This is a genomic window from Arthrobacter sp. MDT2-16 (genome assembly GCF_054510925.1).
Window position 1 is genome coordinate 63010 of the sequence record NZ_JBTNDP010000005.1, and the last position, 13752, is coordinate 76761.

10 protein-coding genes and 1 riboswitch are annotated in these 13752 nt (G+C 69.5%); of the genes, 7 read left to right on the forward strand and 3 right to left on the reverse strand.

Annotated features, from left to right (window positions below):
- Window positions 1-76: 76 nt before the first annotated feature.
- Window positions 77-218: riboswitch (FMN riboswitch) on the reverse strand.
- A 180-nt stretch (window positions 219-398) separates the two neighbouring features.
- Window positions 399-2183, reverse strand: a complete 1785-nt coding sequence (gene aspS, locus ACX80N_RS10375) for an aspartate--tRNA ligase (protein ID WP_459339334.1) — start codon at window positions 2181-2183, stop codon at window positions 399-401.
- Between the two features lie 193 nt (window positions 2184-2376).
- Between aspS and ACX80N_RS10380 the strand changes: the two genes are divergently transcribed.
- Window positions 2377-3636, forward strand: coding sequence for an APC family permease (locus ACX80N_RS10380; RefSeq protein ID WP_459339335.1), 1260 nt, complete (start codon window positions 2377-2379; stop codon window positions 3634-3636).
- Between the two features lie 14 nt (window positions 3637-3650).
- Here the strand turns inward: ACX80N_RS10380 and hisS are convergent, their stop codons facing one another.
- Window positions 3651-4979, reverse strand: coding sequence for a histidine--tRNA ligase (gene hisS / locus ACX80N_RS10385; RefSeq protein WP_459339479.1), 1329 nt, complete (start codon window positions 4977-4979; stop codon window positions 3651-3653).
- 574 nt (window positions 4980-5553) lie between these two features.
- Between hisS and ACX80N_RS10390 the strand changes: the two genes are divergently transcribed.
- Window positions 5554-7143, forward strand: a complete 1590-nt coding sequence (locus ACX80N_RS10390) for a DUF349 domain-containing protein (protein ID WP_105030576.1) — start codon at window positions 5554-5556, stop codon at window positions 7141-7143.
- A gap of 273 nt (window positions 7144-7416) precedes the next feature.
- Here ACX80N_RS10390 and ACX80N_RS10395 read toward each other — a convergent pair whose 3' ends face one another.
- A complete protein-coding gene (locus tag ACX80N_RS10395) occupies window positions 7417-8922 on the reverse strand; it encodes a GntP family permease (protein ID WP_459339336.1) in 1506 nt (501 codons plus the stop codon).
- Between the two features lie 143 nt (window positions 8923-9065).
- Between ACX80N_RS10395 and ACX80N_RS10400 the strand changes: the two genes are divergently transcribed.
- From ACX80N_RS10400 to ACX80N_RS10420, 5 genes are all read left to right on the forward strand, one after another.
- Window positions 9066-10544 (forward strand): four-carbon acid sugar kinase family protein, encoded by a 1479-nt coding sequence (locus ACX80N_RS10400; protein ID WP_459339337.1) that lies wholly within the window; start codon window positions 9066-9068, stop codon window positions 10542-10544.
- Entirely contained in the window at window positions 10534-11502 is a 969-nt protein-coding gene (locus ACX80N_RS10405; protein WP_459339338.1) for an NAD(P)-dependent oxidoreductase, read from the forward strand. Before ACX80N_RS10400 ends, ACX80N_RS10405 begins: the two co-directional genes overlap by 11 nt.
- A gap of 4 nt (window positions 11503-11506) precedes the next feature.
- The gene (locus tag ACX80N_RS10410; protein ID WP_459339339.1) at window positions 11507-12202 is read left to right on the forward strand and encodes a FadR/GntR family transcriptional regulator; all 696 of its coding nucleotides are present in this window, start codon (window positions 11507-11509) and stop codon (window positions 12200-12202) included.
- On the forward strand, window positions 12199-12963 hold the full coding sequence (locus ACX80N_RS10415) for an SDR family NAD(P)-dependent oxidoreductase (protein WP_105030430.1): 765 nt from the start codon (window positions 12199-12201) through the stop codon (window positions 12961-12963). The genes ACX80N_RS10410 and ACX80N_RS10415 overlap by 4 nt, the downstream gene beginning before the upstream one ends.
- A gap of 129 nt (window positions 12964-13092) precedes the next feature.
- Window positions 13093-13743: a hypothetical protein gene (locus ACX80N_RS10420; RefSeq protein WP_459339340.1), complete on the forward strand. Its 651-nt coding sequence runs from the start codon at window positions 13093-13095 to the stop codon at window positions 13741-13743.
- Window positions 13744-13752 lie beyond the last annotated feature (9 nt).

A 13752-nucleotide genomic window follows, 5' to 3' on the forward strand; every position in this document is an offset into this window, starting at 1 on the left:
GGAGGAGGGATGCCCTGCCGCTGTGGTACCACGACGGGACCGCAGCCCGACGGAGGGCAGCGGCGGACCCCTGCTGTTCGTGCTTCTCCCATCCAGACTTTGACTGTCGGTCCCGGAATTCCACCGGCTCAACCGCCCCTGCTCCGCGGGTGCGGAACATCAGGCGGGTCGCGGACTATCACCGCCGGTTCGGACTTACACCGACCCCGGAGCACGTACTGGGCCGATTATTTCACAGGGCACAGGCACACGCCGCCCGGAGGTCACAATTCGTCCGAGAGCGATACGCGCCGGACGACGCCCGAAGGGCGGGACACCCTGGGGTGTCCCGCCCTTCGAGGGCGGGCGCGGTTGCTCCGCGCCCGCCGTCCCTGCGTACTGCCGGGTGGAAGGGCCGGTCAGCCCTCGGTCCTCGGGGCGCCGTCGGCCTTCGGCTTCGCGTCGACGCCGGCCTCCTTGCGCTGCTGGGGTGTGATGGGCGCGGGCGCGGCCGTCAGCGGGTCGTAGCCGCCGCCGGACTTCGGGAAGGCGATGACGTCGCGGATCGAGTCCGTCCCCGCGAGCAGGGAGACCACGCGGTCCCAGCCGAGCGCGATCCCGCCGTGGGGAGGCGCCCCGTACTTGAAGCCCTCGAGCAGGAAGCCGAACTTCTCCTGGGCCTCCTCGGCGCCGAGGCCCATGACGGCGAAGACGCGCTCCTGGACGTCCCGCTGATGGATGCGGATGGATCCACCACCGAGCTCGTTGCCGTTGCAGACGATGTCGTAGGCGTAAGCCAGGGCGTTCTCGGGGTCGGTGTCGAAGCTGTCGAGGAACTCGGGCTTCGGGGACGTGAAGGCGTGGTGCACGGCCGTCCACGCGCCACCGCCGACCGCGACGTCGCCGGCCGCCACCGCGGCGGACGCCGGCTCGAACATGGGAGCATCGACCACCCATACGAAGGCCCAGTCGCCCTCCTTGACGAGGCCCGTGCGCCGTCCGATCTCGACGCGGGCCGCGCCGAGGATGGCGCGTGAGGACGCGTGGTCACCTGCCGCGAAGAAGATGCAGTCGCCCGGGTTCGCACCGGTCGCGGCGGCCAGGCCCTCCCGCTCGGTGTCCGTCAGGTTCTTGGCCACGGGTCCGCGCAGGCTGCCGTCGTCGTCGATCAGGACGTAGGCGAGGCCCTTGGCTCCGCGCTGCTTGGCCCATTCCTGCCAGGCGTCGAGCTGGCGGCGCGGCTGCGAGGCGCCGCCCGGCATGACGACGGCGCCGACGTAGGGCGCCTTGAAGACGCCGAACCCGGTGTCCTTGAAGAACTCGGTGAGCTCGGTGAGCTCGAGCCCGAAGCGGAGGTCGGGCTTGTCCGAGCCGTACTTCGCCATGGCGTCCGCGTAGGTCATGCGGCGGATGGGCAGGGGGATCTCGACGTCGATGAGCTTCCACAGCGCGGAGACCAGCTGCTCGCCGAGGGCGATGATGTCGTCCTCCTCCACGAAGCTCGCCTCGATGTCGAGCTGCGTGAACTCGGGCTGCCGGTCGGCGCGGAAGTCCTCGTCGCGGTAGCAGCGGGCGAGCTGGTAGTACTTCTCGAAGCCGCCCACCTGCAGGAGCTGCTTGAAGAGCTGCGGCGACTGCGGCAGGGCGTACCAGGAGCCCGGGGCGAGCCGCGCCGGGACCAGGAAGTCGCGGGCACCCTCGGGTGTGGAGCGCGTCAGGGTGGGCGTCTCGATCTCCACGAAGCCGTCCTTGTGGAGCAGCTCGCGTGCCACCCGGCTCGCCTCGGAGCGCAGGCGCAGGTTGGCCTGGGGGCCGGGACGGCGGAGGTCGAGGTAGCGGTGGCGCAGGCGCGCCTCCTCGCCGACCTCGACGTGCTCGTCGATCTGGAACGGCAGCGGGTCCGAGGTGTTGAGGATCGTGACGGTATCGGCGATGACCTCGATGGCACCCGTGGCGAGGGCGGGGTTCTCGTTGCCCTCGGGGCGCTGGTGCACGGCGCCGACGATCTGCAGGACGTACTCGTTGCGCAGGCTGGAGAACACGTCCTCCTCCCGCACCACGACCTGGGCGACGCCGGACGCGTCACGGAGGTCGAGGAACGCAACCCCGCCGTGGTCTCGGCGGCGGGCCACCCACCCTGCCAGCGTGACCGTTTGTCCTACGTGCTCGGGCCGAAGGGAGCCGAGTTCATGCGTGCGGAGCACAGCATTCCTTCCCACAGATGTGTCAGATGAGTCGCAGGCTCCGGAAGCACCTGCCTAGAGTTGGCTTGAACGCCATCAACATTACCGGTCCCGGTTCGACCGCCCGGACAGGCGACCAGCGGCCTGCCGCGCTCGCCCGGTCCTGTCCCGATTCCGACCTCAGCCCCATCCGGGCCCTACCTCGAGGAGCGCCATGGCGCAGCAACCGGCACTGCGGCGAGCGATGGGCGGCTTCGACGCCACGACCGTCGGGGTCGGCGCCATGATCGGCGCGGGCGCGTTCGTGGTCTTCGCCCCGGCCGCCGCCGCCGCCGGTGGGCTGCTGCCCCTCGCCGTCGTGATCGCCGGTTTCGTCGCCTACTGCAACGCGGCGGCGACGGCGTCCCTCGCCGTCCGGTATCCCTCCAGCGGCGGCACCTACGTGTACGGGCGCGAGCAGCTCGGTCACTGGCCCGGGTTCCTCGCCGGCTGGGGGTTCGTCACCGGCAAGCTGGCGTCCTGCGCAGCCATGGCCCTCACGTTCGGGGTCTACGCCGCGCCCGGTGCCGCGAAGGCCGCCGCGGTGGCCGCCGTCGTCGGGTTGACGGTCGTCAACCTCTTCGGGGTGACCCGCACCGCTCTCGCGACGCGCGTGATCGTCTCGATCGTGGTGCCCGTCCTCGCGTTCGTGATCGTCGTGGCGTTCGACTCCCCCGCGGTCGCGGACCAGGGTGCGTCCGGGCCCGCGGGCGTCGGGGGCGTCCTGCAGGCCGCAGCCCTGCTGTTCTTCGCGTTCGCCGGGTACGCGCGCATCGCCACCATGGGCGAGGAGGTCCGGAACCCGGGCCGGAACATCCCTGCGGCGATCTTCGGCGCCCTCGGGTTCACGCTCGTGCTCTACGTGCTGCTGGCGCTGTCCCTCCTGCATGCGTTGGGGCCCGCCGGTCTGGCCGGGACCACGGCACCGCTACGCGAGGTCATCGATGCTGCCGTGCCGGGAGAGGGCTCGACCGGTCGCGCCGGTGCCGTCGTCACCATCGCCGCGGCGCTGGCCAGCCTCGGTGCGCTGCTCGCCCTCATCGCGGGCGTGGGCCGCACGAGCCTGGCCATGGCCCGCGGCGGCGACCTTCCCCGGGTGCTGGCGAGGATCTCCACACGGCATGCCGTCCCCTGGGTCGCGGACATCGCGACGGCCGGTGTCGTGGTGGTCCTGCTGCTCGCGACCGACGTCTTGATCGTCGTCGGGTTCTCCAGCTTCGGCGTGCTGGTGTACTACGCCGTCGCGAACATCGCGGCATTCACGCTGACCGACCGGCAGTGGTACGCACCGCGCTGGCTCAACCTGGTGGGCGCGGCCGCGTGCCTCCTGCTCGCCTTCACCCTCCCTGGGATGTCGGTCCTCACGATGCTGGCCGTGCTGGCGGTCGGACTCGTCGCCCGCGCCGTCGTGCTGAGGCGTCGCCGACGGGCCTGACGGCCGCTGCCGGGTCAGGCCGTGGCGACCACCGGGCGGAGGTCTGTCTCGGGCGGCGCCCAGGAGGCCGGATCGGCGGCGGTCTGCTCACCGGACCGGATGTCCTTGACCTCGTGCGCGCCCTCCGACGACGTGAACCACACGAAGGGGATGCCGCGGCGGTCGGCGAACTTGATCTGCTTGCCGAACTTCTCGGCGCTCGCCGCCACCTCCGCGGGGATGCCGCGGCTCCGCAGCGCCGCGGCGACGTCCTGCGCCTCGGACCAGGCGTCGTCGTCGGCGAGCGTCACGAGCACGGCAGTGGGGACGGACCGGGAGACCGTCGCGAACCCCTGGCTGAGGATGCGCGAGACGATCCTCGTGACCCCGATGGACAGCCCGACGCCGGGGAAGGTGCGGCTTCCCTTGCGGGCGAGGGCGTCGTAGCGGCCGCCGGAGCAGATGGACCCGAGTGCCTCGTGGCCGTTGAGGACCGTCTCGTAGACGGTCCCGGTGTAGTAGTCGAGCCCGCGGGCGATGCTGAGGTCCGCGACCACGCGGCCCGGTGCCCGCCGTGACGCCTCTCCGACCACCTGGCGCAGCTCCTCCAGTCCCTCCTCGAGGAGCTCGTTCGTCACTCCCAGCGCGCGGACCTGCTCCACGAAGGACGTGTCGGCGGTGCGGATGCCGGCGAGGTCGAGGGCGAGGCGCACCTGCTCGTCGTCCGCTCCTACCTCGTCACGGAGCAGCGCTCCCACCTTCTCGGGACCGATCTTCTCGAGCTTGTCGATGCTCCGCAGGACCGCCGCGGTGTCCTCGAGACCGATCGCCCGGTAGAAGCCCTCTGCGAGCTTCCGGTTGTTGACGCGCAGCGTGAAGTCCGGGATCGGCAGGGCGCCGAGGGCTTCCACGACGGCGAGGGCCAGTTCGACGTCGTACCGGAACGGCAGGACGCCGTCGCCCACGACGTCGATGTCCGCCTGCGTGAACTCGCGGGCGCGGCCCTCCTGCGGGCGCTCCCCGCGCCAGCACTTCTGGATCTGGAACCTGCGGAACGGGAAGGCGAGGTGCCCGGCGTTCTCCACGACGTAGCGCGCGAACGGGACGGTGAGGTCGTAGTGGAGTGCGAGCCCGCTCTCGGAGGCGGTGGCCTCATCGGCCTGCAAACGGGAGACCGCGTAGACCTCCTTGTCGATCTCGCCCTTGCGCAGCAGGTGCTCCACGGTCTCGACCGCGCGGGTCTCGATGCTGGAGAAGCCGTGCAGTTCGAACGTCCGCTGCAGCACGCCGAGCACGTGGAGCTCGATCAGGCGCTCCTCCGGGAGCCATTCGGGAAAGCCGGACAGTGAAGCCTTGCGGGCCATGGGATGGGTCTCCTCCTGCTGGGGGCCGGTCTCCGCCGTCACGGGCGGCGCGGCGGACCGGTTCTGCGGCCTCAATCCTAGGTCCCGCCGGGGGTCCGCGGAAAAAGCGGGTCCATGGGGTGCGGGTACGGCCGCTCGACGGAATGCGGCGTTCCGCGCCATGACGCGGATCGGGACCCAGTGGGTAAAGTAACCTCAGGGCAGGTTCCGCGTTGCTCCGGCGATCGGTGGATGCAGAGGAAACTCGTTGGACGGGCTTCCCCGTCCCCCGACCGGCCGGGCCGATGGGCTCCCCCCTGAATGAAATGGCCCCGGCGTTGCTCACGGCCATCCGACGAGCGAAAGACTTCTAGCGGTGACAGACAGTCAGCAATCCGACGAAACGACCATCGGCCAGGACACGCAGCAGGACGCCGAGGCCGGCGATGGCACCTTCACGCCCGCAGCCGGCGCCCCTGGTGTGACCGGAGCCCAGCACACGGAACTGCCCCCTGCGGAGGTCGATGCAGCCCAGGCGGACGCCGCCGGAACCGCGGAGGCGGAAGCATCGGCCGTGCCGGACACGTCGGAACCCATGGGCGGAGCATCGGAGGCACCGGCAGACGCCGACTCCCCCGACCAGGACGAACCCGACGAGCGGTCGGACGGTACCACCCCGACGACATCCCCGGCCTCCTCACCGGCCGACGCGCCGGCTGCCGCCGCCGCACCAGCAGGCACTGACGCCGACGAGCGCTCGACGGACACCCCCGCAGCCGAGCCGTCGGTTCCGCTCGCGCCCGAGCCAGCTCCGCTGAGCACGCCCTCGCCCCGCCTTGCCGCATCCCGTGCGCCGCTGCCCACGGCCATGGCGCCCCGACCGTTGAAGAAGGCCGCCCAGCCCCTGGCGGCACCCCCCGCCCACAGCACCTCCCTCGAGGAGGCCGGGAAGTTCGCGCGTGTCGAGGAGGACGGCCACGTCTTCCTCGTGGTCGACGGCGTCGAGCACCCCGTGGGCCAGTACCCCGATGCGACCCGCGAGGAAGCACTGTCCTACTTCGTGCGCAAGTACGACGACGTCGTGAGCCAGGTGGCGCTGCTGGAGCAGCGCGTCCAGGTCAAGGCGCCGTCGTCGGACATGGCGAAGACCGCCAAGCACCTGCGCGCGCAGGTCGGTGAACGGAAGATGGTCGGCGACGTGGTCGCGCTGGAGGCGCGGATCGACGCCCTGCTCGAAGCCGTCGGCGGCCTGGAGAAGGCGGAGCGGGCAGCGCAGGACGCCCTGAAGGCGAAGGAGCTCGCCGCCCGCGAGTCGATCGTCGCCGAGGCGGAGGAGCTCGCCGGCCGCGACCCCTCCACGGTGCAGTGGAAAGCCAGCAGCACGCGCATGAACGAGCTCTTCGAGCTGTGGAAGGCCGCGCAGAAGAACGGACCCAGGCTCGGACGCGGCACGGAGGACGCGCTCTGGAAGCGGTTCCGATCCGCACGGACGGTCTTCGACCGCCACCGCCGCGCCTACTTCTCCCAGCTCGACAGCGACAACGCGGAGGCGAAGCAGGCGAAGGAAGCGCTCATCACCCGCGCCGAGCAGCTCTCGACCTCCACGGAGTGGGGCCAGACCGCCGCCGAGTACCGCCACCTGATGGACGAGTGGAAGGCGTCGAAGCGCGCCAGCCGCAAGGACGACGACGCCCTGTGGGCCCGGTTCCGTGCAGCCCAGGACCGCTTCTTCGAGGCCCGCAAGTCCGCGAACGAAGCCGTGGATGAGGAGTACGCCGGCAACCTCACGATCAAGGAGGCCCTGCTCAAGGAGGCCCAGCAGATCCTGCCGATCAGGGATGTCGCCGCGGCCAAGAAGGCGCTGCAGTCCGTCCGTGACCGCTGGGACGAGGCCGGCAAGGTGCCGCGTGCCGACATGGGCCGGATGGATGCCGGACTCCGGCAGGTCGAGGATGCCGTGAAGGCGGCCGACGATGAGCACTGGACGAGGACGAATCCCGAGACGAAGGCACGCACCAACAGCGCGCTCAGCCAGCTCGAGGCGACCATCGCACAGCTCAGGGACGACCTCGCGGACGCGGAACGGGCGGGGAACGCGAAGAAGATCGCCTCCGCCCGGGAGGCGCTGGCCGCACGGGAACAGTGGCTCGAGATGCTGCAGAGGTCTGCGCGCGACTTCTCCTAGCCTTCGGCGTAGCGGAGCGGACCCCTCAGGGGGTCCGCTCTTGCGTTCGCAGGGGCTCCCTACCCTCGGGGACGGAACCGAGGTGGGCGCGGGGACGACGCGCCACAGGACAGAAATGCGCTCGACCGTGCCGCACTCCTGAGACCACCTGCGGGTGCACCGGCGACGCACGACGGACCGGTTCGCGCCGAGCCTCTTCGCCGAACAACGGTAGCCGGGGGCTCGGATACAACACACCCGAGCCGCCCGGCAATCGTGGAAGGATCCCGCGAATCAGCCGAGGACAGCGTTGGCGATGAACAGCAGCGGGATCGAACCGGCCCATACCGCCGTCGTGATGCCCGACCAGCCCTTGAGAGCTGCGACGCCGTCAAGACCGGCGAAGCGGGTCACGACCCAGAAGTAGGAGTCGTTGAAGTAGCTGAAGACCATCGAACCGGCTGTGCAGGCGAGTGCCGCGACGATGGGGTCGATACCCAGGGAGCCCACCAGCGGCGCCGTCACGGATGCGGCGGTGATCATCGCGACTGTGCCCGAGCCCTGGGCGATACGAACCAGTGTCGCGATGAGGAACGGCACCAGGAACGCCGGCAACGGAGTGCCGGCAATAGCCTCGGCGAGGGCATCGCCAACACCCGAGCTTCGCAGCACCTGTCCCAGTGCTCCACCGGCACCGGTGATGAGAAGGATCAAGCCGGCCGAGGCCGCGGCCTCACCGAACCAGCCCTGAACCTTGGAACGCGGGGTCCAGCGGGGCAGCAGCACGTAGACCGCGAGGATGACGCCGATGACCAGTGCAACAACGGGATTGCCGATGAACGCCAACGGCACGGCCCACGATGACGGCGTGTACTCCCCGGTGCCGACGACGCCCTGGTTGTTCTGGTCGATCGCGCCACTGACGGTGTTGAGGATGATCAGGAGCAGCGGCACCAGCAGTGGCAGCGACGCAACGAAGGCGCCGACCCGGTGAGGCTTGGCGCCTGCAGGAGGTGTGCCGAGACCGGTGTCGTCGATCTCCATCGACGGGGTATCGTCACCTTCTCCGGCGCCGCCGTCGTGCTCCGCGACAGCAGTACTGCCGCGACGTCCGCTCACGGCGTGTGCCGTGCCGTAGACGGCCTCCCGGACGGACGCGTTCATGGAAGGCTCGATCTTCGGGCCCATCCACTGGGCGTAGAGGACGACGATCGGCAGCAGCAGGATGGTGAACACGAGCCCCGCAAGGATCAGCGCCCCGAGATCGGCGCCGAGGATGCCGGCGACAGCCAGCGGACCGGGCGTCGGAGGCACCAGATGGTGCGTCAGCGTCATACCGCAACCGAGGGCCAGTGCAAGGGTGATGTACCCGGCGCGCTTGACCCGGGCAATCGAACGGGCCAACGGGTTCATGATGACGTAACCGGAGTCGCAGAACACCGGAATGGAGACCAGTGCGCCCACACTGCCCAGGGCCCACGGCTCACGGCCCTTGCCGAAGAGCTTGAGGAAGGCCATGGCCAAGGAATTGGCGGCGCCCGAGACCTCGAGGATCTTGCCGATCCCGACACCCAGACCGATCACGATGCCGATCGACGCCAGGGTGTTGCCGAAGCCCGTCGTGATCGACGAGACGATGTCGAGCGGCGCCTGGCCGGCAACGATACCGGTCACCAGCGCAGCGATCAGGAGTGCTACGAACGCATCGAGCCGTGTCCTCAGCACCAGGACGATGATGGTGGCGATACCCAGGACGAGCGCTAGAAGAAGTTGTATGTCCACGTACTGCTCCTCGGTCACTGAGCAGGCCTCGTTGCCGTCTCAGGTGGTCACACCGGCCGGGTCGATTCTTTTGACGGGCACTGTGCTGCCTGTCACACTAACACCGGACATAAGACATCTGACAAGTGCCTTTAGACACCGAGTTACGAAAGCGCGGATCAGTGATACTCGAAGAAGAGTTGCTCAGAGGTTACCCACCCGTCCAGGCCATCGACCCGGAGGTCATCGCCGCCGCCGTCGAGGCCTCCGGACGGATCTTGGTAGTCCTCGATGACGATCCGACCGGCACCCAGTCAGTTGCCGACCTTCCGGTCCTCACCTCCTGGGAATCGGACGATTTCGCATGGGCGTTCGCCCAGCGCATCGATGGTACACCGGCACCGGCGGTCTACGTCCTGACCAACACCCGCAGCCTCGACCCGGAGACCACAGCGTCGCGCAACCGGGAGATCGTCACCAATTCGCTTCATGCCGCCGAGACTGCGGGGATCACCGTCGGCTTCGTCAGCCGCAGCGACTCGACCCTCCGCGGTCACTTCCCGCTCGAGACCGACGTCATCGGCGCAACCCTGCTGTCACGCACGGGCATCGGGACCGACGGCGTCCTCCTGGTGCCGGCCTTTCCCGACGCCGGCCGCATCACAATCGGTGGCACTCACTACTTGCGTGGCGATGACGGCGCGGTCACTCCGGTCGCCGACACCGAATTCGCCCTGGACGCCACCTTCGGATTCACGTCATCGGACCTCGGTGACTATGTGGCTGAGAAGACTGGCGGGGCGGCCGGTGCCGTCATCCGGCTCGACCTCTCGACCATCCGCTCCGGCGCGGAGGGCATTGCCGACGCTCTGGAGGCGGCGGCCGATGCCATCCCTATCGTGGTCGACGCCGTCACCGAGGACGATCTCCGGGCACTCGCCCTGGGCCTCGAGGAATCCGAACGACGCGGCAAGAAGCTGCTGTACCGGGTGGGTCCACCGTTCGTCCGTGCCCGGATAGGCCAGGGCGAGCGCACGCCGCTGACGGCAGAAGACGTGTTCATGGGCCTGGACGCTCCCGCCTCGGGTGGGCTGGTCGTGGTGGGCTCCCATGTGGGGCTGACCACCCGGCAGCTGGACGCCCTAATCGCACGGCGGCCCGAGGCCCGGCTCGTCGAGCTCGACGTCGAAGCCGTCCTCGATCCGGAACGGCGGCATACCGGTGTGGCGGAAGCCGTCCGGGCCGTCGTCGACGGCCTCCCATCCGGCGAGGTCATCCTGCATACCAGCCGCCGCCTGATCCGGTCCGACGATCCGGAGCAGAGCCTGGAGTTCGCCCGTACCGTCTCGCGGGCAGTGGTCGACGTCGTCCGGTCCACGATCGCCGAGACCCCGGTGCGCTTCGTCATCGCCAAGGGTGGCATCACGTCCTCCGACGTCGCCGCACACGGGCTCTCGATCCGCCGTGCGCTGGTGCGCGGACCGATGCTGCCGGGCATTGTGTCCCTCTGGCAGCCGGCCGACGGCCCGGCCGGTTCCATCCCGTTCGTGGTGTTCGCCGGCAACGTCGGAACCGACACATCCCTTGCTGACGTGGTCGATGTCCTCCGCGTCCCCGCGACGGGTTCCGCCGCTACCACGGGCGCCACTCATGAAGTATGACCCTGAGCGCGCGACGGTCGCCGTCCTCGGTCTCGGTGCCATGGGCCTGCCGATGGCAACCCGGCTGGCCGGCAGGTTCGCGGTGACCGGGTACGACTCCATGGGGGCCTCACGGGAGAGGGCCGAGAAGGCAGGACTCCCGTGTGCAGCGACGGCCACCGACGCGGTGACCGATGCCGGGATCGTGCTGCTCGCAGTCCGAGACGCCGCTCAGGTGGAGGATGTCCTCTTCGGCGACGACGGGGTTGCGGCTGCTCTCATGACAGGCGCCACCGTCGTGATGACCAGCACCGTGGGGATGGACGCAGTCGCTTCCTGGGCCGAGCGGCTCGGCGACCTGGGTGTAGCGCTGGTCGACGCACCGTTGTCCGGCGGGCCGGTGCGAGCCGGCGAGGGTGATCTGCTGATCGTGGTGGGCGCTGATCCATCGGCCCTGGACACCGCTCGGCCCGTCCTGGAGCGGCTCGCGTCGACGCTGACCGTCATCGGGAACAAGGCCGGTGACGGCCAGGCGATGAAGACGGTGAACCAGCTGCTCTGCGGCGTACACATCGCTGCGGCTGCGGAGGCTCTCGCGCTCGCCGATGCGCTCGGGCTGGACCAGCCGCTGGCTCTTGCTGCGCTCGAGACCGGGGCGGCGTCGTCGTTCATGCTGTCCAACCGGGGGCCCCGCATGGTGCAGGGGTACGACGACCCTGCCGACGTGCTCAGCAGGCTGGACATCTTCGTCAAGGACCTCGGCATTGTGGGAAAGGCAGCGCGGACGGCAGGACTTGCGGCGCCGGTCGCTGCGGCCGCCGAGCAGCTGTTCCTGCTGGGCCAGACCCAAGGCCTGGGCAGTGCCGACGATTCCTCGGTGATCAAGGTGGTCGCACCGCAGCGGCGCGCCGCTGCGGTGGACGCCACCGCTATGAACACCGCGGGAGGGGAGGCCGATGGCACGGAGACCGCTTGCTGAATCGGTGTTCGACGACATCCTCGAACGGATCATCGACGGCACGTACCAACCCGGAGCGGCACTTCCCCCGGAGAACGACCTGGCGGCTTCCCTGGACGTCAGCCGGTTGACGGTCCGCGAGGCGCTCAAGCAGCTCCAGGCGCAGCACGTGGTGCAGATCAAGCGTGGCTTGGGGACCTACGTCAATCCGGCCGCCCAGTGGACCGATCTGCAGGCCATCCTCAGGCACGCATCGACCACCGCCGACTCTCCCGACGTGTCGTTGCGCCTGCTGGAGGTCCGGCGGATGGTGGAAACCGGTGCCGCTGAGCTGGCCGCGCTTCATGCCACCGACGAGGACCTGGTCAGGATGGCGACGGCCAATGCCGCGTTGCGGACGGCCCACGAGGCGCGCGACCTCGACGCTGTCACTGCGGCGGACATCGCGTTCCATGACGCGATCTTCAGGGCCTCGGCCAACCCGTTCCTGCCGGTCGTTCTCGGACCGCTCAGCAAGTTGCTGTACACGATGCGGCGGGAGACGTCGTCTTTCCACGAGGTACAGCAGCACGCCATCGCGCACCACACGTCGGTGCTGGAGGCCATCCGTACCCGGAACCCGGAGATGGCGCGCCAGGCGATGCAAGCACACATCAACCAGACGTACGACGACTACGAACGTTTCATTCGCCCGCAAAGACAACACCAGGAGATCACGTGACTTTTCCGATCGAACGCACCGCAGTTCTCACCGGAGCAGCGTCGGCCCGCGGCATCGGCCGCGCGACCGCCGACAGGCTGGCCCGCGACGGCTGGTCGGTGGCAATCCTCGACATCGACGGCAGCGCAGCGGAAGAGGCCGCAGCGGACATCGCGCAGCGGCACGGTGTGCAGACAGTCGGCGTCGCCGCCGATGTCTCCGACGAGGCGTCCGTCGATGCCGCCCTGACCACCGTCGAAGCATCGGTGCCGCCGATCGTCGCACTGGTGAATCTCGCCGGAATCAGTTCCCCCACCGAGTTCATGCAGGAGACCAAGGAAGCCTGGGAGCGGGTGTTCGCGGTCAACATGACCGGCACGTTCCTGGTCACGCAGCGCGCCCTGCACGGGATGATCGAGCGCGGACTCGGCCGCGTGGTCAGCATCTCCTCCATCTCGGCACAGCGCGGCGGCGGCACCTACTCGAAGGTGGCCTATAGTGCGTCCAAGGCCGGCATCATCGGCTTCACCCGCGCCCTGGCACGTGAGATGGGCGAACACGGCATCACCGTCAACGCCGTCGCTCCCGGACCGGTGGACACCGACATCATGGGCGGCACCCTCACCGAGGAACGCAAGCAGGACATGTCCAGGGACATCCTGATGGGGCGGGTCGGAACCGTCGACGATATCGCCGCCCTGATCTGCTTCCTGGTGGGACCTGACGCCGGTTACATCACCGCCGCCACCTACGACATCAATGGTGGTCTGCAGATCTCCTAGCCACCGGGAATGGGGCGGGTCCCTGTCGGGATCCGCCCCCATCAGCTCTCCCATGGTCTTCCGGCACAGGTTGTCCACATCGGCACCGGAGGGCTTCTTCGTGCCCTCGGCGGTGGGGATGCTGGAGCAATGCCACCCCTGGACAGTTCCGACGCCGCAGCACCGCCCGAGAGGATCCTCGGTGCGGACGGGCGGCCCCTGACCTCCACCGGGGGCGCACTGTTCCAGGCCGGGGAGGTCTTCACATCGGCGGAGCTGCAGGCCATGCGGCTCGACGGACTCGTGCGCCTCGTCATCGGAGACACCTATCTCCGCAGCGACTTCAGGGAGGATCCCGCGTCGAGGGCGCAGGCCGCGGTCCGCTGCGTCCCCGCGCCGCTCCGGGCACGCGTGGCCCTGGGCCGTACCTGTGCCGCCTGGATCTACGGGTGCGCTCCCCCGCCCGCACTGATCAGCCTCGTCACGGACCATCGGCGTCGCACCACGGCTCTGCCGCCGTTCTCGCCCGCCGTGATGCATCAGGTGGCGCTCGGGCCCTTCGACGTCAACCTGGTGGGCGGGGTGTCCGTGACCACGCCCCTGCGGACCGCGCTGGACATCGCGGTGCACGGGGAGGACACCGACGCGGTGCCCATCCTCCGGGCCATCGGCAGCGCCGGGAACCTGGGCTGTCCCCTCCGGCTCGTCGAGGCGGCACTCGTCACCACTCCGCGCGTGCCGGGCAAGACCAGGGCGCTCACGCGGCTGCGCCTCGCGCGCCAGCATCGGTGCCGGGTATGACCGCGAACC